General features: G+C 37.4%; 22 protein-coding genes and 8 tRNA genes. 9 read left to right on the forward strand and 21 right to left on the reverse strand.

Annotated elements, in window-relative coordinates; translation table 11 throughout:
* Positions 1-265: 265 nt before the first annotated feature.
* The 11 genes from NST02_RS18845 to NST02_RS18895 all read right to left on the reverse strand — a co-directional run bounded on the left by NST02_RS18845 (position 266) and on the right by NST02_RS18895 (position 5,423).
* Positions 266-1,660 carry a HAMP domain-containing sensor histidine kinase gene (locus NST02_RS18845; RefSeq protein ID WP_340950028.1) on the reverse strand — a complete coding sequence of 465 codons (1,395 nt, stop codon included), beginning with the start codon at positions 1,658-1,660 and terminating at the stop codon, positions 266-268.
* A complete protein-coding gene (locus NST02_RS18850; RefSeq protein WP_095314852.1) occupies positions 1,650-2,354 on the reverse strand; it encodes a response regulator transcription factor in 705 nt (234 codons plus the stop codon). Before NST02_RS18850 ends, NST02_RS18845 begins: the two co-directional genes overlap by 11 nt.
* Positions 2,355-3,324: 970 nt before the next feature.
* Complete coding sequence (locus NST02_RS18855) at positions 3,325-3,750, reverse strand: DUF4395 domain-containing protein (protein ID WP_095314853.1); 426 nt, start codon at positions 3,748-3,750, stop codon at positions 3,325-3,327.
* A 135-nt stretch (positions 3,751-3,885) separates the two neighbouring features.
* Positions 3,886-3,956: transfer RNA gene (locus NST02_RS18860), tRNA-Gly, on the reverse strand.
* A gap of 230 nt (positions 3,957-4,186) precedes the next feature.
* A tRNA-His gene (locus tag NST02_RS18865) sits at positions 4,187-4,262 on the reverse strand.
* A gap of 140 nt (positions 4,263-4,402) precedes the next feature.
* Positions 4,403-4,486: transfer RNA gene (locus NST02_RS18870), tRNA-Tyr, on the reverse strand.
* Positions 4,487-4,496: 10 nt separating this feature from the next.
* Positions 4,497-4,569 (reverse strand) — tRNA-Phe (locus NST02_RS18875).
* A gap of 358 nt (positions 4,570-4,927) precedes the next feature.
* Positions 4,928-5,001: transfer RNA gene (locus NST02_RS18880), tRNA-Asp, on the reverse strand.
* A gap of 96 nt (positions 5,002-5,097) precedes the next feature.
* A tRNA-Ser gene (locus tag NST02_RS18885) sits at positions 5,098-5,187 on the reverse strand.
* 14 nt (positions 5,188-5,201) lie between these two features.
* Positions 5,202-5,278: transfer RNA gene (locus tag NST02_RS18890), tRNA-Met, on the reverse strand.
* 73 nt (positions 5,279-5,351) lie between these two features.
* A tRNA-Glu gene (locus NST02_RS18895) sits at positions 5,352-5,423 on the reverse strand.
* Between the two features lie 969 nt (positions 5,424-6,392).
* Here NST02_RS18895 and NST02_RS18900 point away from each other — a divergent pair.
* A complete protein-coding gene (locus NST02_RS18900; RefSeq protein WP_170211285.1) occupies positions 6,393-7,304 on the forward strand; it encodes a helix-turn-helix domain-containing protein in 912 nt (303 codons plus the stop codon).
* Positions 7,305-7,461: 157 nt separating this feature from the next.
* On the opposite strand, the gene NST02_RS18905 is transcribed toward NST02_RS18900, so the two are convergent.
* Complete coding sequence (locus tag NST02_RS18905) at positions 7,462-8,874, reverse strand: SpoVR family protein (RefSeq protein ID WP_137743634.1); 1,413 nt, start codon at positions 8,872-8,874, stop codon at positions 7,462-7,464.
* A gap of 272 nt (positions 8,875-9,146) precedes the next feature.
* Between NST02_RS18905 and NST02_RS18910 the strand changes: the two genes are divergently transcribed.
* Complete coding sequence (locus tag NST02_RS18910; protein WP_095314867.1) at positions 9,147-9,395, forward strand: YhdB family protein; 249 nt, start codon at positions 9,147-9,149, stop codon at positions 9,393-9,395.
* Between the two features lie 44 nt (positions 9,396-9,439).
* Here NST02_RS18910 and NST02_RS18915 read toward each other — a convergent pair whose 3' ends face one another.
* Entirely contained in the window at positions 9,440-11,167 is a 1,728-nt protein-coding gene (locus NST02_RS18915) for a phospho-sugar mutase (protein ID WP_137743635.1), read from the reverse strand.
* A gap of 280 nt (positions 11,168-11,447) precedes the next feature.
* On the opposite strand from NST02_RS18915, the gene NST02_RS18920 reads away from it, so the two are divergent.
* Positions 11,448-11,882, forward strand: a complete 435-nt coding sequence (locus tag NST02_RS18920) for a disulfide oxidoreductase (protein WP_095314869.1) — start codon at positions 11,448-11,450, stop codon at positions 11,880-11,882.
* Positions 11,883-12,353, forward strand: coding sequence for a thioredoxin family protein (locus tag NST02_RS18925; protein WP_095314870.1), 471 nt, complete (start codon positions 11,883-11,885; stop codon positions 12,351-12,353).
* A 96-nt stretch (positions 12,354-12,449) separates the two neighbouring features.
* Here NST02_RS18925 and NST02_RS18930 read toward each other — a convergent pair whose 3' ends face one another.
* The gene (locus NST02_RS18930) at positions 12,450-12,857 is read right to left on the reverse strand and encodes a DUF5365 family protein (protein WP_095314871.1); all 408 of its coding nucleotides are present in this window, start codon (positions 12,855-12,857) and stop codon (positions 12,450-12,452) included.
* Between the two features lie 185 nt (positions 12,858-13,042).
* Here NST02_RS18930 and NST02_RS18935 point away from each other — a divergent pair, with 185 nt between their 5' ends.
* Positions 13,043-13,921 carry an RluA family pseudouridine synthase gene (locus NST02_RS18935; RefSeq protein ID WP_212933945.1) on the forward strand — a complete coding sequence of 293 codons (879 nt, stop codon included), beginning with the start codon at positions 13,043-13,045 and terminating at the stop codon, positions 13,919-13,921.
* Positions 13,922-14,111: 190 nt separating this feature from the next.
* Here the strand turns inward: NST02_RS18935 and NST02_RS18940 are convergent, their stop codons facing one another.
* Positions 14,112-15,179 carry a cytochrome-c peroxidase gene (locus NST02_RS18940; protein ID WP_340949573.1) on the reverse strand — a complete coding sequence of 356 codons (1,068 nt, stop codon included), beginning with the start codon at positions 15,177-15,179 and terminating at the stop codon, positions 14,112-14,114.
* A gap of 363 nt (positions 15,180-15,542) precedes the next feature.
* Between NST02_RS18940 and NST02_RS18945 the strand changes: the two genes are divergently transcribed.
* The 4 genes from NST02_RS18945 (at position 15,543) to NST02_RS18960 (ending at position 19,731) form a co-directional block, all read left to right on the forward strand.
* Positions 15,543-16,160, forward strand: coding sequence for a DUF47 domain-containing protein (locus NST02_RS18945; protein ID WP_095314785.1), 618 nt, complete (start codon positions 15,543-15,545; stop codon positions 16,158-16,160).
* A gap of 12 nt (positions 16,161-16,172) precedes the next feature.
* Positions 16,173-17,171, forward strand: coding sequence for an inorganic phosphate transporter (locus NST02_RS18950; RefSeq protein WP_095314784.1), 999 nt, complete (start codon positions 16,173-16,175; stop codon positions 17,169-17,171).
* 304 nt (positions 17,172-17,475) lie between these two features.
* Entirely contained in the window at positions 17,476-18,777 is a 1,302-nt protein-coding gene (locus NST02_RS18955) for an NCS2 family permease (protein ID WP_137743637.1), read from the forward strand.
* A 195-nt stretch (positions 18,778-18,972) separates the two neighbouring features.
* Complete coding sequence (locus NST02_RS18960; protein ID WP_095314782.1) at positions 18,973-19,731, forward strand: N-acetyltransferase; 759 nt, start codon at positions 18,973-18,975, stop codon at positions 19,729-19,731.
* Positions 19,732-19,781: 50 nt separating this feature from the next.
* Here NST02_RS18960 and NST02_RS18965 read toward each other — a convergent pair whose 3' ends face one another.
* The 6 genes from NST02_RS18965 to NST02_RS18990 all read right to left on the reverse strand — a co-directional run bounded on the left by NST02_RS18965 (position 19,782) and on the right by NST02_RS18990 (position 26,392).
* Entirely contained in the window at positions 19,782-20,684 is a 903-nt protein-coding gene (locus tag NST02_RS18965; RefSeq protein WP_212933944.1) for an aldo/keto reductase, read from the reverse strand.
* 36 nt (positions 20,685-20,720) lie between these two features.
* Entirely contained in the window at positions 20,721-21,527 is an 807-nt protein-coding gene (proC, locus tag NST02_RS18970) for a pyrroline-5-carboxylate reductase (RefSeq protein WP_095314780.1), read from the reverse strand.
* A gap of 1,202 nt (positions 21,528-22,729) precedes the next feature.
* Positions 22,730-23,923, reverse strand: a complete 1,194-nt coding sequence (locus NST02_RS18975; protein WP_095314777.1) for an ABC transporter permease — start codon at positions 23,921-23,923, stop codon at positions 22,730-22,732.
* 5 nt (positions 23,924-23,928) lie between these two features.
* Entirely contained in the window at positions 23,929-24,606 is a 678-nt protein-coding gene (locus tag NST02_RS18980) for an ABC transporter ATP-binding protein (RefSeq protein ID WP_095314776.1), read from the reverse strand.
* Entirely contained in the window at positions 24,603-25,724 is a 1,122-nt protein-coding gene (locus tag NST02_RS18985) for an efflux RND transporter periplasmic adaptor subunit (protein ID WP_137743640.1), read from the reverse strand. Before NST02_RS18985 ends, NST02_RS18980 begins: the two co-directional genes overlap by 4 nt.
* Entirely contained in the window at positions 25,724-26,392 is a 669-nt protein-coding gene (locus tag NST02_RS18990; protein ID WP_137743641.1) for a Yip1 family protein, read from the reverse strand. Before NST02_RS18990 ends, NST02_RS18985 begins: the two co-directional genes overlap by 1 nt.
* Positions 26,393-26,403 lie beyond the last annotated feature (11 nt).

The following is a 26,403-nucleotide window of genomic DNA, read 5'->3' on the forward strand; positions in this document are numbered from 1 at the left end:
TGATTTGCTTTGAGTCCACTAATGCCAATAGAGGAATGCAAAAAGCACTCGTCGCGATATCGCACCGAATGCTCAAAACGATTTACTCCATATTAATAATTTTATATTGCTTATTTGAATCGATTGCATAATGTACCATCGCTAATTAAAAAACGAACAATATAACGTTTTATAATCATTTATGTCCGCATTTACTCCTTAAAATAATGTAAAAGTCAAAAGGACATTCGTTTTTTAACTTGAAGTAGGCAATTATGAAGTGGACTCATCTGTAAGGAATTTTTATAACAAATTTTGTACCTTTTCCTTTTTCACTAAATACTTCAACGGAGCCATGATGAAGATGGATTAGCTGCTTTACAATTGAGAGCCCTAAACCAAATTCTCCGTATGGATTATTGGTTCGAGAAATTTCTGCTTTATAAAATCGATGCCAGATTTTTTCAATTTCCATCGTATCGATACCGATTCCCGTATCTTCTATTTCGATCACAGTATGATTATTTTCCATTCTTCCTTTTAAGCAAATATGGCCATTTTCGGTAAATTGTATGCTATTTTTCGTAATATTAATTAAAATTTGAATGAGTCGATCATAATCAGCAAGAATTCGGACATCTTCCTCGACTTTAATCTCAATCTGATTATTTTTCTCAGCTGCTTGTAACGTAAGCTGTTCCTGAATAATTTCAAAAACCTCTTGTAATTGTACGTCTTCTTTTTTTAATTTAATTTGATTGGACCTTATTTTATCATAATCAAGGTTTTCGTTAACTAAACGAATCAATCTCTTTGTTTCCTGACTGACTAGATTGATCCCTTTTTCTTTTTCTTCTTCCGCAATCATGCCGTTTTTCAAACCTTCAATTACACCACTTATCGTTGTTAAAGGAGTCCTTAACTCATGGGAAACGTCTGACATAAAGTTCCTTCTGCGGCTTTCTAAGCTTTCAATTTCCTCAGCGGCGGTGTTAAGCTTCTTTACCATATGATTAAAATCCTGCGCAAGTTCTCCAATTTCATCAAAATTTGATGGGGGGAGATTGACAGAGTAATCTCCTTTAGATACCATCGAAGTTGCTTCCTGAAGCCGTTTTATCCGATTTACGTGAACCTTCGATAGTAGCCAACTTGGTAAAATCGCCAACGCAAATGCCAACAGAGCGGTGAAGAATAGGTATTGATTAATTTGACTAATCATCTCTCTTGAGCCACTTATTGGAGCCGTTAACAGGATTACCCCAATTAAAGTGTCATTCATGATATAAGGTAGTGCCACTAAAGTAACTTCTTGATTGGAATGCTTAATTCTATTTCTTACAACATGAGGTTTCCCTTCAGCGATCTGATCGAGTACTTCATCTACAAGTCGTAAATTTCCACTCGGATATAGAAGGCTTCCTTCTTGATCAAAAATACTGAAGCTTATATTTCTCCCTTTCAAAACCAAACTATACTCATTCACAATATTTGAGACAGAGCGTGAACCTCTCGTAATATCGTTAAGAATATTTTCTCCATAAGAAATGAGCTCATCAACCGTATTTTGGTACACTAATCGTTCAACATAGTGGGCAAAAACAATACTCATGATGAGGAAGGCAACTAAAAGAACGCCCATATGACTGATGAGCTGTTGATATAAATACTTAATTTTCACTGGTTTGGATCGTTTCATCAAATTTATACCCTACTCCCCAAACAGTATGGAAAAATGGTTGGTGATCTGTGCCTAGTTTTTTCCTTAGTCTCTTAATATGGACATCAACAGTTCGCTCGTCCCCATAAAATTGATAACCCCATACACGATCTAAGAGCTGTTCTCTTGTGAAAACTTGCTTTGGATGTTGAACAAAGTAGTATAGGAGGTCAAATTCTTTCGGTGTTAAATTTGTAATTGCCTCACCATCCAAATAAACTTCTCTTTTTTCCTTACTGATTTGAAAATGTTTCGTCACTAATAAGCCTTTCTCTATCTTCTCCATTGGACCCGAATGAACTCTGCGCGTAATTGCACGAATTCTGGCCATTAATGCCAAAGGACTAAATGGTTTTGTTACGTAATCATCCGCTCCCATCTCTAATCCAAGAACTTGGTCAGATTCACTGTCTTTTGCAGTCAACATAATAATAGGGATCGAATCTCCTTCTCCTCTTATTTTTCTACAGATTGAAACACCGTCCATTCCCGGAAGCATCCAATCAATAATTAAAAGATCCCACTCCCCTTCCTTATATCGTTCAAACCCTTTTAGTCCGTCATGGACATATTCGCCTTTTATACCCTCTTTCGAAAAAAACATATCGATCATAGAACAAACACTTTCATTATCCTCTATTACTAAAACATTCATCTTTTCCACTCCCGTAAAAACTGAATCTACTGCAAATTCCTTTCAAATTTAACATAAGACTATTTAATTATTTTAGCAACTCTTTGCAAATATTTTCTTCTATTTTATATTTATTTCTTTACAAACACCCATAGTTTTCACTACCAATACGAAGCATATAGTATATTTCTTAAAAATGAGGTTTAAAAAATGAGCAAATACATGTTTATTGAAATAGATAAGTAACAAAGTTTATTATAAAATGCGCGAACATAAACTGCATTATATACCATAAACAAGTTTAAAAAGAGTAAAAACCGTGAATATAACAATATCGATATGATAAATAGAAAGGAGGACCGTTTATGGTAAAAACAGACATCGATCAACTGCTTGAAGAAACAGAGGACCTGGCTATGGATGTTAGTCACCTTATTATAAAGAATGTTGAAATTGATCGATTATTGGACAGCACCCAAGATTGAGCAAAAAAGAAGGCTACTCATAGAGTGCTCTCTAGTTTTTGACCAGCATGAACAATGGAAATTACCCAGGATCATCTGTAAAGATTAATTGGAAGATCCCTTTGTAGTGTGAACTATAATCGTAAATAGCTCTCCTTATACTCTGCCATTTTGAAGAATGTGTTGAGGACGCATATTCAACTCACTCCCCTCATTGGTCATAATGATTAAATAATTCCAGTATGTAAATTTAAAAACTCACGAACAGAGCTCAGCTATTTTTGTTAATTTTTCCTCAGAGTCTGCTGACGGTATTATGAAGAAAAACATTCTCATCGATGCATCCCAGCAATTTTCTGAAGGACAAGCATTCCTATAAATATTCACGCTTTATTTTTACTTTTTTTACAAAAGTTCAGCTTTAAGCATAAAAAACCGCTCGAATTCAAACTGCTCTTGTTTCATAATAAGAGCAGCCTTTCGAACGGCTTTCTTTTGATAATGAAAGTTGACTCCTACATCATCGGTCAGCTCATTGATTTTCGATATTGATACTGTTGCCATTGAAAACGAATATAACATCCAATACAAAAACCAAGAATTGCAATAAACGCTGCCAATGCAACAATAGTTGTAAAGATCCAAGCGATAATTGTCCAGTCAAATACATACCCTGTGTAACCAAGCCCTAAGCAGACAACAGATATTGCTTGATTAAACTGTTGTTGATCAAAATCTTCAGGTATATATGCAGAGGGCGCTTTTCTTAAAAATTTCCTTCCTGCTGCGATAATCGGATTAACTTTAAAAATAAGCCCAATAAGACCAAAAATGAACGGGAACAACAAGATCATTTCTTGTTGAGTAATCCAAGTTAAGAGAACACTCAGAACAATAACCCATTGATTTAACCTCACCAATGGTCTTGGAATTGATTTAGGTTTGCCCTTCATGCAAAACCCACCTATCATATAAGAATTATATGTTATTGTGAGTATACTCGATCTAGAGCAATTTGTGAAGTAAAAGTGATTGTAAATATAAAGAAAAAGGATGCTCTAACACTGACTAGAACATCCTTTTAATGAAGCGGGTGATGGGAATCGAACCCACGACAACAGCTTGGAAGGCTGTGGTTTTACCATTAAACTACACCCGCATTTTTATTGTAATTATACTAAATTCTTTCTTCCCCTGTTCGGGCCTTACATGCCTCCAACTCTTCTCGCCTTTTCTTTGTAGCACTGTCGTCGAGGCAACTCGGCGCCCATTCATTGATGCTTTGCTCGTGGCTGTGGTTTTACCATTAAACTACACCCGCATTTTAATTAAAATCTTTATTAATTTTTGTCTTCCTGAATCCGGCATTACAGGATTTTGAAATATAAATGGGGCGATCGATGGGAATCGAACCCACGAGTGTCGGAGCCACAATCCGATGCGTTAACCACTTCGCCACGACCGCCATGATTCTATTATTAAAGTATGCCTTTGCTCGTTTTGCTCTATACTAGCACTATTACGAAAATTATTAATAAATGCTATTTTACTTCGCTGCGTTTCGTTCAAAGTAACATCTCTTATTTTCACTAAGGTGAAAATGTCTGGTGGAGGGGGACGGATTCGAACCGCCGAACCCGAAGGAGCGGATTTACAGTCCGCCGCGTTTAGCCACTTCGCTACCCCTCCAACTAAAAAATGGCTCAGGACGGAATCGAACCGCCGACACAAGGATTTTCAGTCCTTTGCTCTACCGACTGAGCTACTGAGCCAAAATAATATTCTATTCCTACAGCAAATCTTTCCGTTGTCCTTCGTCCTCATCTCAGTTAGCTTATTCAAGTTGATACTCGATGAGTACGCTGTTGCCTTTTCTTGAAGTTTATTCACCGTGCTCTACCGACTGAGCTACTGAGCCATAATAATATTCTATTCCTACAGCAAATCTTTCCGTTGTCCTTCGTCCTCATCTCAGTTAGCTTATTCAAGTTGATACTCGATGAGTACGCTGTTGCCTTTTCTTGAAGCTTTTTCACCGTGCTCTACCGACTGAGCTACTGAGCCATAATACTATTCTTTTCCTAGTCAACAAACTTATTCAAGTTGTGGTTCGGTGAATATATTAAATAACGGTCCGGACGGGACTCGAACCCGCGACCTCCTGCGTGACAGGCAGGCATTCTAACCAACTGAACTACCGGACCCTCCTGCATTTTCTAAATCAAATAGAGGCCTTTAATTCAGAGAAGCTCAGAACATAAAAAATCATACATTTATTTACTAGCAGATTTTTAAAAATACGGAGGAAGAGGGATTCGAACCCCCGCGCGGTTTAACCCGCCTGTCGGTTTTCAAGACCGATCCCTTCAGCCAGACTTGGGTATTCCTCCATGTTAATATAGAATGGTAGCGGCGGAGGGGATCGAACCCCCGACCTTACGGGTATGAACCGTACGCTCTAGCCAGCTGAGCTACACCGCCATAATATAATGCTTTACTTTTATAAAGCAAATTATTTTCGCCTTCATCATTCAATACGTTGAAAAAATGTATATGACCCGTACGGGATTCGAACCCGTGTTACCGCCGTGAAAGGGCGGTGTCTTAACCGCTTGACCAACGGGCCAAAATCTTTCAAACATTTTTTGAAAACAGCTATATCAATATAACACCCCGAAAAGGATTCCGTCAATGCTTTTTTTCAAAATTTTCCCCGAGTTAAAAGTAAAGACCATTTTAAAGTTTTCTCAGCTATTCGAATAAACTAAAATGTCGTTGTACTTTGATAGATAAATCCGTTCTTCTTTGTACAATCATCTCAATACAGGAGAAATAAAAAATGAAATACACCAATTATCTTTGTTATTTTAATCAGTAAATATGCATTTAACAGTGATTGCTGTCTGGGTATACACAATGTTTTACTCAGTGCAATCTTCTTCGTAAAATGCACGATATTATTTAAAGTAACAAGATCATGCATAAAACAGATGAATTTAGAGTGGAATCGGATTTATTGGAAAGCTGATTGTAAAAAACAACATCCTCACCTTGCCGATACAACTAACACCTCTAAAAAATCGTCAGCAAGGACAAAAAAAGAACTACCTTTAATAGTAGCTCTTTAGTAAGATGAATCTATAATTTTAACGTCTTTAATATTTACCAGTTGGACATCGTAAGTAAGATTTGAATTTCGAATTTCGATCATGCCATTATGATAATTAAAGATGATAGTGTATCGCTCTTCATTATATAAGACGTCTTTACCTAACACTTGTCACAACTCCATCTCTATCAAAAAATAGCATTCACATCGCTCACTCTCAGTGCATAACTCCAGGCTCAGGCTCATTAATGGTAATTGGTGCATCAGGGGCATGGTATGTTCCGAAAAACGCAATCAAAACAATCAGTAAACTACTTAGAAATCTTTTCATTTCTCCAACCTCCTTTTTACAAAAATTTTATCATGTAAAAAGAAAGGGTGAATTTGGCGAATTTCCTGATATAATAAGGATAAAGGGTTGTTTTCTTAAAATTTCAGATGTTTTTGGCCTTCATAATAAATATAGTTATATTCGGAGTGATTTATATGGCAAGATATTTAGGTCAACGAATTAAAGAAGCTAGGGAACGCCTTGGATTGTCCCAATTTGAAACAAGCAAAGATATATGCACGCAAGCATACATTAGCAAAATTGAGAGCGGCAATGTTTTTCCAACTGCTGATATTTTGCTGAAACTAGCGGATCGATTTAGTGTCGATATTTCGTACCTCCTTGATATCTCTAGCATTCCCAGACATGATTATGTTATTGACACTTTCTCTGAAATCCGCGAAGCCATCAACAATCGTGATTATGAATTAGTGCGAAGAATCATTATTTCCGAATCCGATAACGAGTTATTTAAAGAGAAAAAATTATATCAATTCCTAAAATGGCATGAAGGAATTTGTTATTTTCAATTAGATCATGATCTTCATAATTCCATCCAATGTTTTGACGAGGCGCTTAGCCTCACAGCTTCTAATAAAAAACTCTACTCTGAACGTGAAATTGAAATCCTCATTAGTAAAGCAAATATTTATAGCCAATGTCAAATGTATGACGAGGCCATCGAAATATACAATGAAGCCATAAATCATCTAAATAAACTGACAGATATTATTAATAAACATGTCCCGGTAAGATTAAATTACAATTATGCCAGAGTACTGCGGTTGCACTCAAGAAATGCCGAATCTATCCAAATTTGTGAAAAAGGGCTAAAACTTACCGAGAAATATCAACTTATGTATTTAAAAGGTGATTTATATTTTCAAAAAGCACTGAGTCATAAAGCCTTAAATGAAAATGAAAAGGCGATTGAATCCTTTAATTTAGCAGAGATGGTTTACATATTGGAGCATAATGATACATCACTGCGTATGGTAAAATATCACGTTACGGAAGTAAACAAAGCTCTCACTGTTCATGACCGTCATGAGCCGCTTTTTTTGTAATACACCCTACCCGGAGTAAATTATACCCCGGGTACCTTTATTGAATGAAACCATATTATTGATAAAACGTTTTTTTGTTCATTTTGTCTGAACCTTGGTTTCACACGCCCTTTAGTAAGTAAAAATCAATACTTACAGATAATTAACAAAGTCAATTTCAAAGATATTTTCGATGAACGCCTTTTCCATCATACGTAAAAAGCATATTCCGGTCCTCGATAATCGTTTCAATATGAACGCCTCTGCCCCAAAGCTGATAAATATAAGGAAGCACCTTTTCTAAATATTTCAAGTCAAGTTCAATTCCTTCATACCAATGTTTAATGTAGAGTTCACCATTTTTCAAATAATCTCCATCAGTGACAGTTAAATAAGGGAAACCGCCATTCACTCGCATATTAACGAGTTGATCTCTCACTTCCTGCCAATCTTTATCGACAATTTTGTAATCTCGACCTTGTTTTTGAAATAAATACATGTCTTCACGCATAACAAGATCCTTCGTTAAGTAATTTCTTAAAAATGAGATATCCGATTCAATTTCGCGTACTTCGAACATTTTTTCTCTTCCGGAATTTTCCTTTACTCCGCGCTCTTTCATTTCTTCAGTCGGATGATTATAGCGTTCCTCTATATCTTCAAAAATTTTCAGCCCTAAATAGTACGGATTGACTCCTGTCCTTGACGGCTGAACAACCCCTGCATTAAGTTTGGCAAATTCTAGCGCTTCATCAGAAGAAAGATCCATCTCTCGCAAAATTCTTTGATGCCAAAACGAAGCCCAGCCTTCATTCATAATTTTTGTCTCTAATTGAGGCCAAAAATAAAGCATTTCCTCCCTCATCATCGTCAAAATATCCCGTTGCCATTCCGTTAATTCACGGCTATAGTTCTCTATAAATAACAGAATGTCTTTTTCAGGTTGCGGCGGAAATTTTCGCTTTTTCTTTTTCTTTACACTTTTCTCTCCATCTTTTTTATCTAAATTCCACAGATCATCATAAGGACTTGCTTTTATCTCTTCTTCTTCAAATTCCTCATCGTCCAACGTCCAAGAGAGCTTCGGCCGCATTAAAGAAGGATCAATATGCTCTTCAATCGCCAACACCGCATCAAGAAATTCCTCCACTTCCTTTTTACCATGCTCGATCTCATATTGGCGAATTCTTTCGGCAGTCGCAGACATACTTTCAACCATATCTCGTTTCGTATTTTGAAAACGAACATTATTTTTGAAGAAATCACAATGTGCCAACACATGGGCAACAATCAATTTATTTTGGATTAGTGAATTTGAATCCAGTAAAAAAGCATAGCAAGGATTTGAGTTAATGACGAGCTCATATATTTTAGAAAGTCCTAAATCGTAATGAAGTTTCATTTTATGAAATTGTTTTCCAAAGCTCCAATGTGAGAATCGGGTCGGCATACCATATGCACCAAATGTATATATAATATCGGCCGGGCAAATTTCATACCTCATTGGGTAAAAATCCAGCCCGAATCCTGAAGCAATTTCCGTAATTTCATCGATCGCGTATTCCAGTTTTTTACGCTCTTCCTCTTTCATTTGTTTTCCTCCTTCATGGTCTTATCACCAATGTATGAGACAAAAACAAAAATGATGAGATTGATTTTTACCTTCACGCATTTATCGTAACGTTGACTTTCTCATAAAAGAAGAGCGAAATTCTTCATTCATAGCTGTTTGCATTTTCAGCGTTTTTTACACAGGTAAATGCTGTTCTTTCCAATTAACAAGATGACCAACATTTACAGAGAAAGTTTATAAGTTCTCAGCACAGACTATAATCAACTCCTTAAAAAAGGAGATGAGGAAAAATGGATTCAGTTGATTATGACCGGGCATTGTATTATACCCATCGTTCCGAGTGGGACAATTTACTAATTTTAATGGTGCGCACAAAGGATCATTTTTTAGCAAAGAAAATTGAACATTTCTTACATGCCTATAATTTTGAAAAAGACTATATGGTAATTGAGCAACACTTATATTCTTTATTAAGATACATCGACCATGCAAACAGCCACCTTGAAGAACAACAAGAGTTAAGCGCGAACTGGATGTAATCAGAATTCCACCACAAAAAAGACACGGTCCGCGACCGTGTCTTTTAAAACGAATCATTCATTTTTTTATGAACAACATTCATAAAGCTCTCTTCTAATGCCTTTAGTTTTATTTGACTTTCCTCTAAGGTATCGCCTTTAACACTGAAATAAAATTTGATTTTCGGCTCTGTACCTGAAGGTCTCAAACAAACCCACGATCCATCTTCAAGAAAGTATTTCAATACATTTGATCTTGGCAAATCAATTTTCTCTTTCCCTGTTTCCGTAGTCCGTATGCTTTCTAAGTAGTCCTCCTGTTTGATTACCCTTTGTCCACCGATCTCCAGTAACGGAATCTTTCTAAAAGAAGCCAGTAAACGTTCGATCCTTTCTGCTCCAGACTTTCCCTTTAATGTTAAGGATTGAAGTCCTTCTTGATAAAAGCCATATTTTTTATAAAGAGACAATAACGCCTCGTATAATGACAATCCTTTTTCCTTATAAAAAGCACATACTTCTGTCGCTAAAAGTGCTGCCTGCACAGCATCTTTATCTCGAGCGAATGCTCCAATTAAATACCCATAGCTCTCCTCATATCCGAACAAAAACTGGTATTTCCCAGATGCCTCAAATTGCTTTATTTTTTCAGCAATAAATTTAAACCCCGTCAGAACATCGATCGTTTCGACTCCATATGATGAGGCAACAGCTCTTCCAAGCTCTGATGTAACAATGGTTTTCAACATTACACCATTTTTCGGAAGCGTGTCTTTCTCCACCTTTTCCGCAAGTAAATAATGAAGCAATAATGCTCCAGTTTGATTTCCAGTAAGTATTTGATATTCACCGCTTAAATTCTTGACTGCAATTCCAAGACGATCTGCATCAGGATCGGTAGCAATTAACAAATCTGCATTTATCTCCAAGCCCTTTTCAATCGCAAGTGTGAATGCTTCATGCTCCTCAGGATTTGGACTCTTAACGGTTGAAAATTGAGGATCAGGTTGTTCTTGTTCTTTCACAACGGTAACATTTGTATAGTTCAATAACTCTAGACCTTTTTGAACCAACTTATTAGCTGTTCCATGCAACGGAGTAAAGACAATTTTAATTGCTGATTTTTGGCCAAGATCATTTTCAGAAATTGTCACAAGTTTCTCCAAATAAGCTCGATCAACTTCCTCACCTATTATTTTAATCAAACCTAGTTGCTTTAACTCTTTTTCTGTATCGACTTGAATGCGGAGCTCATCTTCAATTTCATTAACTTTAGCAATGACAATATCCGCCTCTTTTGGGGTTAGCTGAGCCCCATCTTCCCCGTACACTTTATACCCGTTATATTCTGGCGGATTATGACTGGCAGTAATAACAATACCTGAAAAAGCCTGTAAATAACGAACGGCAAAAGATAACTCCGGAGTAGGTCTTAATTCATTAAATATGTAGGTTTGAATGCCTCTTGTCGCTAATGTCTTGGCTGCTTCCATCGCAAATTCTTGCGACTTATAGCGTGAATCATAGGCGATTACAACACCTCTTCTTTTCGCATCTGCTCCAAATGAATCAATAAAGGACGCTAATCCTGCCGACGCTTTCCGAATGGTGTAAAGATTCATACGATTTATGCCTGCGCCAATTTCACCGCGCATGCCTCCGGTGCCGAATTCTAAATTTTTATAAAATGCCTCTTCTAATTCCGTTTCGTTCAAAGAAAGTAACTGAGTCTTCAATTCAGAATCTAGATCATGGTATTGAAACCATCTTTCCACATCTTTTTTCCAACCCATACTATCCCCCCAGACCTCAAAAATGGAATCTCTATCCATTATAGCTCACTCTTTCATTCTATGGACAAATTTTTAAAATATCTCTTCTCTAATATCATAAATGCTACTTAATGTTAAAAATTTTCCAATAAATTTAATTATTGTTCATTCTTTAATTTGCAAATTGTACATGATACCTAAAAAAGTTTTAAAAATTTTCATAATCTCTTAATCGTTTAATTTGAAAAACAACTGTTAACAGCATAAAATAATGGGGACTAACTTTAAAGGAATTGGTGTAATGAGCGAAAAAAAAGATCAAAGGGAATCACTTATCTTTATTGCTTGGGCCGCATCTGTTATTGCTATGTTTGGAAGCTTGTATTTTTCTGAGGTTCGCCAGTATGAACCATGCGAATTGTGTTGGTATCAAAGGATCATTATGTACCCCTTCGTCGTTATTTTAGGGATTGCCACAGTAAAGAAGGATTATAAAATCTCCTTATATACGATGGTATTATCAGCTATAGGAGGGATGATATCCCTGTATCATTACGGTATTCAAAAGCTCTCCTTTTTAGCTGATGCAGCACCTGCATGTGGTCGTATTCCATGTACTGCCGCATACATAAACTGGTTTGGATTTATTACTATTCCATTCCTTGCGCTTACCGCTTTTGTTATTATTTTTATTTGTAGTCTTCTCATCTGGAAAAAAACAAAGGAGGTTTCCTAATTGAAAAAAGTAATTATTTTTCTTGCCATTATTGTTGTTCTATTCGCTGGTGTAGCCCTATTAACGAAAATGCAAAATGAGGAAAAAGTGTCCGAGGATAATAAATATCAAAAGGATTCTTTACATCCGGAAACGATCGCACAGTTGGATGATCCAAACTATCAAAACCTTATCCTACCTGAAGAGTTAAAAGAAAAATTGGATAATAAAGAAGACGTCACGGTTTATTTTTATAGTCCCACATGCTCACATTGTCAACGGACAACCCCAGTCGTTGCACCTCTCGCAGAGGAGATGGGAATTGATTTAGTGCAGTATAACCTATTAGAATTTGAAAACGGCTGGGATCAATACGGCATTTCAGAAACTCCAACTATTGTTCAATATCGAAATGGGGAAGAGACAGAACGTATTGTCGGTTATAAGGAAAAAGAAATTTTCGAAGAATGGTTTAATCAAAACAGTAAATAGCGAACTGAAGCCTTAGGTCCCATCAAAAATGATATCGACTTTAGCAAAAAAACGAAAACGAATCTTAGATCGTTTTCGTTTTTTCATGATAGCAGTTTATATTAATAATTCATTTGCAGCCTTCGTATAAACACTAAAGGAGCCATTATCGTTTTCCTTATCCAGATCAGCTTCGAAAAACTGCTCAAAGTCAAACGGAAAAAACAATCCGTACTCCTTCAAAATTGCGACATTCCTTTGAAACATGGATTTATGTTTTACTAAAAGCGTGGTCGATTCTAAAATGGATATAAGAGTTTGTAAGCTTGTAATGACTTGATAAGCTTCCTTTAATGTGCCAAAATACTCAAAATGCCTTGTTGAGGTATGTAATACCTTTAAATCTTCAAATTTTTCGATTTCTTTGTCAGAATAATAAAGAGGAAATACATCTTGATAAAAAGTTTTTACAAGTTCTTTAATCTTTTCTTCTTGGTCTGGTGTTGACGCAAATACAACTTTCACCTGTAACCCACCTTTAATGAAACATGTAATCAATTTTTTATATACGCTTAGGATAACATACGCAAGTAAACTAAAAGCGTGGTAATTATCGCCAAAGTTTAAGGCAAACGCTAAATTGGCGGCTTTTTTACAGTGAAAATTCTTTTACTTATTGTCTTTAAGATTGCATACGAAAGGAGTTCAACATGATTGCATCTTCTAAAAAAGGGCAATGGTTTGAATTAATTGCTCCGATGGAATGGCAAGGAATTACAAGTGAGCAATTATTTTCAAAGGTCTGGCAAGCACCAAAAAAACTTACGCATTTGTTAAAAATGAATAAAGAAGTGATGATTAATGGTAAACCTGCCGTTTGGACAAATCCATTAAAAATGGGGGATCGTCTGCAAATTAAATTATTTTCAGATGTTGATTTTGGACTGATACCTCAATATATGAATGTAAATATTGTATATGAGGACGAGCACTTATTAATTGCCGAAAAACCTCCCGGTATCAATACTCATCCAAATGAGCCAGGGCAAACAAATACATTGGCAAACGGTATTGCCTATCATTTGCAAGCAAAAGGAGAGTTCCGTCAGGTTAAACATATCCATCGGTTAGACCGTGACACTTCAGGAGTGATTCTCTTTGCAAAACATGCTTTTATCGGGGCTCTTCTTGATAAAATGCTCGAAGAAAGGCAAATCAAACGATCCTACTCGGCACTTGTCTGTGGAAAAATATTAAACAAAAAAGGGACGATCGATGCTCCAATAGGGAGAGATCGACATCATCCAACTAAGCGGAGAGTTTCTCCAAAAGGACAGAGAGCCGTTACCCATTATGAGGTTGTCAATGTTAAAAAAAATGCAACATTAATCAGGTGTAGCCTAGATACTGGCCGTACTCATCAAATTCGAGTTCATCTCAGTCATATCGGCCATCCCATTGTCGGCGATAAACTATACGGAAACAGCCCTAAAGAAACGAGGCTTCATTTGCACGCCGTTGAACTTAAATTTGTACACCCACTAACCTTCGAACAAATCCAAGTCACTTCACCAATAGATTGGGATTAATTGACTATGCTCATCAAAAGGGCGTCCGTCACTGGACGCCCCATTTATATAAAACGGCTGCTTGCCGTAGTTTTGTGGTGTTAATTATCTCTTCCCCTGAAAAATTCGTCCTAAACCAACAGTTAATGCCCCTTTTTAGAAAATAAAATAACCTTAGAGATAAGGGTCTCTAAGGTTATTTTTAATTTATTTATTGAGGTAGTTCTGGTTTTTCTACCATCGGAATATCGCCACTCATGCTCTCCAAGAAAGCAACCAAATAGCTGACTTCTTCTTGAGTTAAGTTTAATGGTTTCATCAGTTCACTCTTATTAGGGTGAGCACCGCCGCCCGTATTGTAGTAATTAACTACATCCTCTAGTGTCGCAAGGCTTCCATCATGCATATATGGTGCTGTATCCGCTATTCCACGTAAACCAGAAGTTCTGAACTTGCCTTTATCCGTCTCATTTCCAGTTACAGCAAACCTTCCATCGTCCCCTTCCATCCCGAGGTTATGATAGTTGTGGTCTGATAAAAGCGGGCCAGCATGGCATGAAATACAGCTTGCTTTTCCTACAAATAATTTCATTCCTTCTTTTGCTTCATCAGAAATAGCATCGTCATCACCAGCTAAATATTTGTCAAAGGCTGTGTCTTTGACAACAATTGTTCTTTCGAATGTAGCGATCGCCTTGGCGATGTTATCCGCTGTTATTTTGTCATTGAAGACTTTATTAAATTCATCAACATAGCCAGGAACTGCATTTAATTCTTCAATTAATTCATCAAGATTTTGGTTCATTTCACCTTCTGCTTGAATTGGACCTAACGCTTGCTCTTCCAAGCCGCCTGCCCGTCCATCCCAGAAGTTCTCTTTATAATAACCTGAATTGATAATGGTAGGGCTATTTCGATGTCCTTCGAAACCTTCAAATCCTATGAAAGTTGCAAGGCCATCGCCATAACCTGCGCCAGGAGCGTGACATGATGCACAGCTTAATTTATTATTCCCAGAAAGTCTTTCATCAAAGTATAACATTTGTCCTAATGCAATTTTCTCTTCTGTCATTTCATTGTCTTCTGGGACAGGGATTTCACCAAGTGGTTCGAATTTTGCTTTAGCTGCTTCTAATTCTTCATCTACTTCTGTTGTTGCCGGTTCTTCTCCCCCAGTTGCATCATTGTCTGCTGGTCCATCACCTTCGTTACTGCTATTACAAGCAGCCAACAACAACAAAGCGAGAAGAAGAGTTAAGAGTAGCTTCATTCTTTTCATTGTAAATACCCCCAAAAAATTTTATTGGCTGAAACTATATTGTCGCGACTTCCATTAATTCCATCCAATTACATTTATTATATAATTAGATTAATTATCATTTTCGACTTATTTTTGAATAAAATGTGAAATATATCACAAATTAATATAAACACGTTATTACTGTTGTTTAACTATAAAAACAATGGCAACTGAATTCTTTCGACAAAATGAATCGTTTTTCGAGTTTATCTATTCCCAATTCGAGATTTTTCATATAAAATTAATTCGTTTGGCACTATATGTTTAATTACAACAATTTCGTGGTGGGTTCTTTATTTTTTCAATATAAGCTCATTTCATATTTTTGGAGGTAATAGCTACATGGTATTTAAAAAACAGGATCAGTTTGCAATCTTGTTAAAAAATATTTCAACCAACTTAAAAGAAGGTGCTTATTTTTTTGCAGATTACAAATTAAACAATGTCAGTGATCTAAAAGTCTTTTTTGAAGAAATTAAGGCTTTGGAAACAAAAGGAGATTCATTTGTACATGAAACCATACAAGAACTAAACAAAGTATTTATTACACCAATTGAACGGGAGGATATTCTCCAATTGGCAATGAGTATGGATGATGTTCTAGATGGAATTGAGGCATGTTCCGCTTTATTTGAAATGTACTCTATCACTCAAGCTGATGAATATATGGTTAAATTTGTTAATGCCATTCGTGCTTGTTCAGACGAAATTGATGAATCCATTGATCTGTTAACAAACAAAAAGCTCCCTCTAATTCGGGAGCATGCAATAAAAATAAAAGACTACGAATCCAAATGTGATGGTATTCTGCGCCAATCCATAAAGCACCTTTTTTCTGTTGAAAAGGACCCCATTCGCATTATTCAATATAAAGAAATTTATGAAACGTTAGAGGAAATTGCTGATCATTGCCAAGGGGTTGCGAACACCTTGGAAACAATCATTATGAAAAATGCATAAGGAGCCCACAAGATGGATGTCATTTTTATTCTTACTGTATTAATTGTTATTGGGGCACTGGCATTTGATTTCATCAATGGATTTCATGATACAGCAAATGCGATCGCTACTTCTGTATCGACGAAAGCATTGAAACCAAGGCATGCAATTATTTTAGCAGCTGTGATGAATTTTATTGGAGCGATGTCATTTACAGGTGTTGCCAAAACAATTACGAAAGATATCGTAAACCCTTTTACATTAGAAAACGGTTCAGTTGTCATTTTATCCGCTCTCATCGCAGCTATTGCATGGAATCTGATTACTTGGTATTACGGAATTCCCTCAAGCTCGTCCCATGCGATAATTGGTTCTATAGCCGGGGCAGCTATTGCAGCAGCAGGGTTCCATTCCTTAAATTACAGCGGATTTCTAAAAATTATTCAAGCGCTAATTTTGTCGCCAATTATTGCTTTTGCCTTAGGATTTATCATATACAGTATCTTCAAAATCGTATTTAAAAACTATAATCTTACAAAAACAAATCGAAATTTCCGTTTGTTTCAAATTGCTACAGCTTCCATTCAAGCATTTACGCATGGAACAAACGATGCGCAAAAGGCAATGGGGATAATCACAATGGCACTTATCGCCAATAACTATGTGGCAACTGACGAAATCCCCTTCTGGGTCCAGTTCTCTTGTGCCCTCGCAATGGGGCTGGGCACTTCAGTAGGTGGTTGGAAGATCATTAAAACGGTTGGTGGTAAAATTATGAAAATTCGCCCCGTGAATGGCGTTGCTGCCGATCTCACAGGAGCCTTGATTATCTTTGGAGCGACATATATTCATTTGCCAGTTAGTACAACCCATGTTATTTCTTCCTCTATCCTTGGTGTAGGTGCATCGCATCGGGTTAAAGGAGTCAAATGGGGCACAGCGCAAAGGATGCTTATTACGTGGGTCATCACCCTACCAATATCGGCTGCCCTTGCAGCACTCTGTTATTTGTTCATCAGTTTAATTTTTTAAATTTTTTTGGCCGAGTTTTAACTCGGTCATTTTCTGTTTTTATGCTTCAATTTTATTTCTTTGCTTCTTCCGTTTACCTAGGGAATGGACTTTTTGCAAAAGTACTCTACTGTGCCCTCCATCACTTGGAAGGAGCATAACAAAAAATATGAATTTTTTGGCAATAAACGCTACTAAACGCACAATTAAACGTAATTTATTTCGAACATTTATGAAATAATATTAAAATCAACCTTGAATTCTATTCTTAAAACGAATATTATAGAGAATGTGTTTTTATAATGTTCGTCATTTGGAGGTCAATATGTTTAAATTAAAAGAACATCAAACAAATGTGAAAACAGAACTTTTAGCAGGCGTGACAACATTTTTGACAATGGTATATATCGTAGTTGTTAACCCAATTATCTTAGCAGATGCAGGAGTGCCATTCGATCAAGTGTTTACAGCAACGATTATTTCTGCAGTCGTAGGCACCTTGTGGATTGGATTATTTGCCAACTATCCAATCGCTATTGCTCCTGGTATGGGCTTGAATGCGTATTTTGCCTATTCTGTCGTTGGCAGCCATGGAAATATTGACTATATTACAGCTTTTGCTGCTGTTTTTATCGCAGGGATTATTTTTATCATTTTATCATTAACTCCTTTAAGAAATATGCTTATAGAGGCAATCCCTGAAAATCTGAAATTTGGAATTAGCGCAGGTATCGGACTATTTATTGCCTTTATCGGACTACGTCTTACAGGAATTATTACTGCCCATGAAACAAACCTGGTAGCTTTGGGCAATTTACGCGAGCCATCCGCCTATTTAACACTTATTGGACTGGCTGTCACATTAATTTTAATGTCTCTCCGCATTCACGGAGCACTGTTTTTTGGGATGATTGTTACTGGAGTAATTGCATTTTTCATTGGAGAACTTTCATTCACACAAGGGTTTATGGCTCTTCCAAGCTTACCGGAAGGATTGATTGTTTTAAATCCAATTGATGCACTCGGCGAAGTATTCTCTCACAGCCTTTATGCGGTTGTCTTTTCTTTTTTACTTGTGACAATTTTTGATACTACCGGGACGATGGTCGGAGTCGCACAGCAAGCCGGGCTCATGAAAGGAAACAAATTGCCCCAAGCAAAAAAAGCATTGCTGGCAGATTCAATTGGTACAACTGTTGGATCCATGTTTGGAACAAGTCCAACAACCGCATATATAGAATCCTCTGCCGGTGTCGCAGCTGGAGGCCGTACAGGCTTAACATCCGTAACCGTTGGGGTACTATTTATTTTAGCTGCATTCTTTGGACCACTCGTAAGCGCAGTTTCTGGATTATCAGCAATCACAGCACCAGCTTTAATCATTGTAGGTAGCTTAATGATGGGTTCCATCGCAAAAATTAAATGGAATGAGCTTGACGAAGCTTTTCCTGCATTTCTAACGATCTTAGCAATGCCTCTCACTTCCAGTATCGCAACAGGAATCGCTTTAGGATTTATCTCTTATCCTCTATTAAAAATCGTCAAAGGGAAATGGCGTGAAGTTCATCCAGTTATTTACGTATTTGCTGTTCTGTTTTTCTATCAGTTAGCATTTTTGCCACATTAAAAAAGTGAAGATATCATAATTAAAAAAAGAAATGCTGATACTGGTTTTTCAGCTCGGTGAGGAAGGAACAAAAGGCACACTTTTGTTCCTCCTTTTTAATTTCTTGCAAAACCATTTGCATACCTTTCCATTTTTCGATAATGTTAGCAATAAGACTAGTATCTATAAACCTTTTAAAATATGGAGGCAGGAGAAATGGGATTTTTGCAAATTTCCAAAGAAAATATCGAATTTGAGCATATATGCTGCGCATTAGGTGCAAAGCAATATGAACAGGCGGTAATAGAAAAAAAGAGATGGCTGACAGAACGGATGGACGAAGGATTAGTTTTTTATCGTTTAGATGAACGAGCCAAGGTATTTATTGAATACATACCTGCTGAAAAAGCATGGGTTCCTATACACGCCCCTAATTATATGTACATTAATTGTTTATGGGTTTCAGGAAGATACAAAAATGGCGGCAATGCGAAGCAATTGCTAAACAAATGTAAAGAGGATGCTGTTAAGCGGGGAATGGACGGGATTGTACATATTGTTGGCAAGAAAAATTATCCTTTTTTAAGTGATAAGCGATTCTTTGAACATATGGGATTTAAAATAGTAGATGAAGCAGAGCCATATTTTCAATTAGCCGCATTAACATGGAATGACGATGCTGTATTGCCTACTTTTAAAAAGCAAACATTAGCACCTTTAGAAAGTAAAGGAATCTCTATTTATTACACAGCCCAGTGCCCTTTTGCCGTTGGCACATTGGCAGAATTAAAGAAAATTGCAGAGAATAAAAATGTCCCTTTTCAAATAACGAGAATCTCAACTAGAGAAGAAGCGCAAAATTCGCCAATCATATGGACAACCTTTGCTCTATTTTATAATGGGGAATTTATTACACATGAGATGATGAGTGCAAACAAATTTGAGAAATTACTGATCAAATTATTGGAAATGTAGAACGAGTCTGAACAAAAATACGTTCAGACTCGTTCTAAAAAGATTTCTTTTTAGGCTACATCTTTTCCTGTTGAAGCAATCCAAATTTTAAACCATTGCTGACGTGTCAAAGCTATTTGCAACGATTCTGCAGCCGCCTTAATCCGCTCCATTTTTCCAGAACCAATTATCGGCATAATCTTTGCTGGATGAAGCAGGAGCCATGCAAGCATGATTTTATCAATTTCCGCAATACCGAGTTCTTCTCCAACCTCTTGCAAAGCTTTCTTTATTCGGACTGATTTTTCATCTTCACCTGAAAAGATTGCTCCTCCTGCAAGAGGTGACCACGCCATTGGAGCTACACGTTTTTGCAAGCATTGGTCAATTGTTCCATCTTGAAACGGTTGCAACTGGCTTACCGATATTTCTATTTGATTTGTGACAAGCGGAAACGGGAGATAGCTATTTAGCATTTCAAATTGTGAAGGTGTAAAATTAGACACACCGAAATGTTTCACTTTTCCTGCCTCATTTAATCGCGTAAATGCCTCTGCTACTTCACCAGGATCAATAAATGGATCGGGACGATGAATAAGCAGCACATCAAGATAATCCGCTTCAAGATTTCTCAAAGAGTTTTCAACACTCATCATGATATGTTCTTTGCTCGTATCATAATGCTTAATCTTATGCTCTGGTCGCGCTTTTGATACAAGTTTAATGCCGCATTTCGTAACAAGCTCGATTTTTTCCCTGATGGAAGGCTTCAGCGCCAAAGCTTTACCAAATAAAGCCTCATTTTGGTAGCCACCATAAATATCCGCATGATCAAACGTTGTAATTCCTAATTCAAGACATTTCTCAATTAATGAAAGAAGCCCCTCATCTGAAAGTGGCCATTCATTAAGACGCCAAAGTCCTTGAATGATTCTCGAAAAAGATAAATCTTGATTTATTTGAACTCTTTCCACTTTTGTCACCTTTTCTTATATAATTTCTCCGGAGCATCAAGCTTTTAACGTCTTAATTCTCTCAGTACATTGCTCCATGGCCTTTAAAACAGCCGCGCGAAAGCCGTGTTCCTCCAAAGCAGACACAGCTTCAATCGTTGCTCCTCCCGGTGTACATACTTGATCCTTAAGCTCCCCTGGGTGAAGTCCTGTTTCGAGGACCATTTTTGCTGCACCTAACACCGCTTGTGCAGCGAATTTATACGCTTGCTCTCTTGGAATTCCATTCTTTACTCCCCCATCTGCTAAAGCCTCTATAAACATAAAGACATATGCCGGAGAAGAACCGCTTACTGCCGGAATACTGTCCATTAGCTCTTCTTGAATAATCTCTGCTTGTCCGAAAGAACGAAAAATCGCAAGAACATTGTCCTGCTCCTCATTGCTAACCCTTGAATTAACGCTAAGTGCACTCATACCTTCGCCAACAAAAGAAGGAGTATTCGGCATGGAACGAACGGCTTTGACTTGCTGGTCAAACTCGCTCTCCAACCATTGTAGCGTAATTCCCGCTGCGATAGTAATAATGACTGCATCATCTTTTATGTCATCTTTAATTTCTTGAATAACCTCTCGATGTATGTCTGGTTTTACAGCGAGAAAAAGAAAATCAGACCAGCAGGCAACTTCTTTATTATTCATAGTCGTTTTGATCGGAAAATGATTGTTTACTGTTTTTAAAGTTTGTTCCGTTTTCGCACTAACCATTATTTGCTCCGCAGAAATTGTGCCTGATGACAAAATCCCTTTCATTATCGCCTGTGCCATTTTACCGCTGCCTATAAATCCTATCTTCTGCTTCATTTTTTAACTCCTTAAGCTTTTGGCTATGTTACATGTCGGTGTTGATTTTTGACCTATTTTCACATGCAATGAGCCCAAAATCATTTTAACAACAATTCTATTTAACAAAGCTAACCTTTTAAATAAATATTAACCTTGTGTAGACAAAATTCCATTATCATTCTCTTTAAAAAAATCTCAAAAAACCACTTCAAGATTGTGATTCTCTTTAACACTATACAAAAAAATCTCTGAAAACTCCAGAGACTTCATGAGCGTGTATGGGACACGAACAATTTAAGTACGCTACTGAGATGAAATAATTGAACTTTTCGACCCTTTAAAAATTATTGGGCGAATTAATACAATTCTCTCTTACTGCTAATGGTTACATTATAATGGAAAAACGCTCTACCGGAGAATTGCCTGTATTTGATTTTTTGGTAGTTATTATTGTTCAACACTGGTCCTTAAGTGTGGGAAGACAGAGGGTATCGCCTATCGTCAACTGTTTAGGATCCCGATGCTTGTTAACCATGAAGATGGACATAATGGGGATATTCAATTCTCTGGCGATGGAACAAACGGTATCCCCTCTTTTAATTTTGTATACCTTTAATCCTCCTTGAGAATTTGTGTTATTTTCCAAAATGATCACCACCATAGCTTAAAGTTACTCAATACATACCCTCCAATTAAATCTTTAAACGTGGATAAGCCTAAACTTCTGTGCGACAAATTTTTGGATTGTGTCATGGCTTAATAAAATGAGGCTGTTTAGCTTTTAGGGGCAAATTCCCTCTATGTGCATAGTTAATTTCCACTTCAGGCTGGGCCGCTTTTCACGCAGAAGTCACCGCCTTCCGTTCCAATTTTTATTTGCGTTGCTCATAATTTGAAAAAGTGGGAAACCTCAATAAGTAAAGAACATGGCTTATAAGCAAAAAAAGGAGTCCCCCCCTTCTATTCACCATAAAATAATCAAAGGACCCAAAAACTTATACAGAAGAAAAAGCTGATATCAAAAAGACGTTTCAACGACCTTTTGACACAGCTTCTATTTCTATCATTAACAAACGATTTGGGTTCATTTTTTACTTTTCCGACAAAATGCTCGGGGAACAAAGCGGTCTTTCAGCTTTCTAATAGGTGGAACAAACGAGGATTTTCAAGCATAATGTTAAACCGAAAACAGCATATAGTACAATTAGTTAACTAGGAACTTATTCATATCTTAACGCTTCAATCGGATCAAGCTTAGAAGCTTTGTTCGCCGGCAATAAACCAAAAATTATTCCAATAACCATAGAGAAGACAATGCCACCAACAACCACTTGCCATGAGATAAGCGACGGCCACCCTGCAAAAGAGGCAACGATTCCCGAGACACCCCAGCCGAGAAGAATTCCAATCATACCTCCAATTAAAGTTAAAATAATCGCTTCAATTAAAAACTGTGTAAGCACCTGGGTTCTTGTTGCTCCAAGCGCCATCCGTATTCCAATTTCCCTCGTCCGTTCAGTAACGGATACTAGCATAATATTCATCACGCCGATTCCGCCGACAAATAAAGAAATTCCGGCAATACTACCAATGATGATCGTCATAATTCTTGTAATTTGCCCGATCCCTTCTGCCATTTCCTCCATATTGATGACCATATAGGAATCCTCTGTGTTGTGAAGCTGATTCAATTGAAAAGTTGCTTTTTCGGCGACTGCTTGAATATGATCAGCAGATGTCGCTTGAAGGGTCATTTGCGTAACATCATCTTTGCCGAAAACCATTTTCCAAGTATTAAAAGGAAGGTAGATATCCATGGAGCCAAAGGCAAAAAGACCTGTTGGCTTTGCAAGTACACCGATAATTTCAACCGGCTGATTACCGATGCGAATAACTTCCCCGATCGGGCTTTGTCCTTCGAAAAATTTCTCTTGCAAAGAGTAACTAATTAAAGCTGCCCTTCTCCCACTCCTAAAATCTGCTTCAGAAAATCCTTGACCCTCTTCAATCTCCAAATTATTCAAATCCATATATGCCTGATTGATTCCAAATACCGAGCTGTCCCCCGTTTGTTCCCGATAACGGATTGAGGAATATTCGGAGCTTGAAGCAACTACCTGCTTCACTTCTGGAATTGTCTCAAGCATTCGTATATCCTCACTGGTGAAAGCTGCTTCGTACAGCACGCTTGGATTTGCCTGCAATTCTTCTTCACTTGGCTGGTAGAACAGTTCAACTGTATTTCCAGCACCTGTAATCTGCGACTTTAGAACCGCTTCACCACCTTGGCCGATAGCCACAACAATAATTACCGCACCAACACCGATAATAATGCCAAGCATTGTTAAAACAGAGCGGAGCTTATGAGCTTTTAAAGAGCTTAAAGCCATTTTAATATTTTCCATTAAACTCATTGCTCCTACCTCCTCCCGTCGTTGGCAACAATTTCACCATCACGAACGGTGATCGTACGATTCGTATAGTCGGCAATTTCTGGTTCATGCGTTACTAATACAACGGTGGTACCTTCCTCATTTAATTTCACAAATTGCTCCATGATCGAGATACTCGTCTTCGTATCAAGAGCTCCTGTCGGCTCATCTGCTAGAATAATTTGCGGTTGATTGACAATCGCTCGAGCAATTGCCACACGTTGCTTTTGTCCCCCTGATAAAGCATTAGGTAAATGCTCCATCCTGTCGCTAAGACCGACTTTTCGAAGAGCCTCTGCTGCTCGTTCAAGCCTTTCTCTTTTCCCAATCCCATTATAGATCATGGGTAGTTCTACATTACGAAGTGCAGTTAATCTTGGTAATAATTGAAACTGTTGAAACACAAAACCGATAGATTGATTTCGAACGCGTGCCAAAGCGGTATCCTCATAATCGGAGATATTTTCACCGTTAAGCAAATATTGTCCACTCGTTTGCTTATCGAGACAGCCGATAATATTCATTAAGGTGGACTTTCCAGAGCCTGATGGACCCATAATTGCAGTGAATTCTCCCTCTTCAATTGTAAGTCGGATTGATTTCAAAACATCGATTTGTTCCTTCCCGACCGTATACGTTTTTCTTATATCCCTTAACTCAATCATTCGACAGCCACTTCCATCCCATCACCTACTTTATCTGACGGGTTCAATACAATCATGTCTTCATCGCTAAGACCCTCAACGATTTCCATTCGCTCACCAGAAGTAATACCAATTTCAACCTCTTGTTTATGGGCAATGCCATCATTTACGAGATAAACAAAGGCTTTATCATTCTCATAAATAATCGCTTCAGAGGAAATGACCAATCCTTCCTTTTCTTCTGTCTCAATTTCCATAATCAGTTGAAAGCCAGGTTTGAGTTCTATCCCTCCGTCGATCTGAACGATAATTGGAAACTGTACTGCTTGATTCTCCAGCGGATTTCCCAGACCTGTACTCTGTGGAACACTTGCAACATCTATGACTTCTCCCTGCCATTCTTCATTTGGGAGAACATCTGATTTTACGATCACCTTTTGTCCCTTGCTCACCTTTAACACATCATATTCCGATAAAAAACCAGTGGCGATCATACTATGTAAGCTGCCGACTTGAACAAGCGGCATTTGAACTTCTGTTACAAGTTCTGTCGTTTTCTCATTTACTGCTAGAACAATCCCCTCTACCAAACTAGTAAGTTCAAAATCTTTTTCTCTCTCTTCAAGAGCTTCTTTTTGTAAAAGGGTTTGCTTCAATTCTAAATTTGCAAGTTTTATTTCCATTTCAATTTGGTCATATTCAGGAGCCAATTGCTTTTCCGCTTCTTTTTTACCGACTTGCTCGGAGAGCTCCTTTTTCCTACTATCAAGATGTTCTTTTTGCTTTTGTAATTGATTGATCCGTAAGTATCCGGTTTCAATGGATATTTTATTCTGTTCGATTTCAAAACTGAGTTGAGAATCATCAAATCTAACCAGTACATCGCCTTTTTTAACCTGTTGCCCTACTTCTACGAGAATTTCTTCAACCTGCCCAAGCTCAGGAGAAGGAAACACAAGCTGTTCCTCCTGAAGCTCTAAAGTCCCTGGCACCATTAATGAGGACGAAATTTTTTCTTGTTTTACTTCCATTACCTCGACAGCAAGCGGCTTAGCAAAAGCTGTTCGATAAACACTTACTCCTACCATTAAGATGATTAAAGTGGCAACACCTATGCCAATCCAGATTTTCTTTTTCATTATAATCCAGCTATCCCTTCAAGAACTCCTCCAAATAGGGCAAAACCTAACGAAATAACAAAGAAGATAACGGCGATAAGCGATGAAGCAGTTTTCGACAATTGACCTACTTTATGCAGTCCAATAGCAGTCAAAATTAAAGTCCAGATTGAAAATACTTCAAATGATGCAAGAACAGTGGAATCACTATTAAATAAACTTCCTAAACTTGTCACATAAATACTAGTATCTCCACCAATGCTTATTTGAATAAGGGTATTCAAAAGCATTCCTACTGCTCCAATCAACGCAATATACGTATTCATCGAGAAGATCTGCTTAAATGTCACATTTTTCCCAGCAATTTTAACAATGATTAATTGAATTACAGCTGAGATAAGTATCCCTACTAAGGCAACTATAAATACTGATACAACCGTTATCGTTTTTGTGAAGCCGAGGATTTGTTCCGCGTCTGCTAACGAAATAGTCCCTGATACAACAAGATCTTCGGCTGTGATGTTCGATGCCAAAATTGTCGAACCAATAATGTAAAGAAGTACGATAATTCCTAAAGCTCCCCAAATGCGAGGGTTTTCACGTATTTTTTCAAGCTGCTCCCCGGGGCTCCAAAACATTCCTAGTAGAGAAGGCTTTCCGTCCTTACCTGTAGTAATCTCTTTTTCCATAATGAAACACC

The sequence above is a fragment of the Robertmurraya sp. FSL W8-0741 genome (assembly GCF_038004005.1).
In the GTDB taxonomy this organism is placed as follows: domain Bacteria; phylum Bacillota; class Bacilli; order Bacillales; family Cytobacillaceae; genus Robertmurraya; species Robertmurraya siralis.

Bases quoted from the DNA above. Each gene is read 5' to 3' on its own strand.
- NST02_RS18915 (WP_137743635.1), bottom strand. From the start codon at position 11,167: ATGGGTTGGAAAAAAGATGTGGAAAGATGGTTTCAATACCATGATCTA.
- NST02_RS18950 (WP_095314784.1), top strand. From the start codon at position 16,173: ATGGATGTCATTTTTATTCTTACTGTATTAATTGTTATTGGGGCACTG.
- NST02_RS18920 (WP_095314869.1), top strand. From the start codon at position 11,448: ATGAGCGAAAAAAAAGATCAAAGGGAATCACTTATCTTTATTGCTTGG.
- proC (WP_095314780.1), bottom strand. From the start codon at position 21,527: ATGAAGCAGAAGATAGGATTTATAGGCAGCGGTAAAATGGCACAGGCG.
- NST02_RS18900 (WP_170211285.1), top strand. From the start codon at position 6,393: ATGGCAAGATATTTAGGTCAACGAATTAAAGAAGCTAGGGAACGCCTT.
- NST02_RS18850 (WP_095314852.1), bottom strand. From the start codon at position 2,354: ATGAATGTTTTAGTAATAGAGGATAATGAAAGTGTTTGTTCTATGATC.
- NST02_RS18975 (WP_095314777.1), bottom strand. From the start codon at position 23,923: ATGAGTTTAATGGAAAATATTAAAATGGCTTTAAGCTCTTTAAAAGCT.
- NST02_RS18990 (WP_137743641.1), bottom strand. From the start codon at position 26,392: ATGGAAAAAGAGATTACTACAGGTAAGGACGGAAAGCCTTCTCTACTA.
- NST02_RS18960 (WP_095314782.1), top strand. From the start codon at position 18,973: ATGGGATTTTTGCAAATTTCCAAAGAAAATATCGAATTTGAGCATATA.
- NST02_RS18855 (WP_095314853.1), bottom strand. From the start codon at position 3,750: ATGAAGGGCAAACCTAAATCAATTCCAAGACCATTGGTGAGGTTAAAT.
- NST02_RS18955 (WP_137743637.1), top strand. From the start codon at position 17,476: ATGTTTAAATTAAAAGAACATCAAACAAATGTGAAAACAGAACTTTTA.
- NST02_RS18985 (WP_137743640.1), bottom strand. From the start codon at position 25,724: ATGAAAAAGAAAATCTGGATTGGCATAGGTGTTGCCACTTTAATCATC.
- NST02_RS18945 (WP_095314785.1), top strand. From the start codon at position 15,543: ATGGTATTTAAAAAACAGGATCAGTTTGCAATCTTGTTAAAAAATATT.
- NST02_RS18940 (WP_340949573.1), bottom strand. From the start codon at position 15,179: ATGAAAAGAATGAAGCTACTCTTAACTCTTCTTCTCGCTTTGTTGTTG.
- NST02_RS18910 (WP_095314867.1), top strand. From the start codon at position 9,147: ATGGATTCAGTTGATTATGACCGGGCATTGTATTATACCCATCGTTCC.
- NST02_RS18905 (WP_137743634.1), bottom strand. From the start codon at position 8,874: ATGAAAGAGGAAGAGCGTAAAAAACTGGAATACGCGATCGATGAAATT.
- NST02_RS18935 (WP_212933945.1), top strand. From the start codon at position 13,043: ATGATTGCATCTTCTAAAAAAGGGCAATGGTTTGAATTAATTGCTCCG.
- NST02_RS18980 (WP_095314776.1), bottom strand. From the start codon at position 24,606: ATGATTGAGTTAAGGGATATAAGAAAAACGTATACGGTCGGGAAGGAA.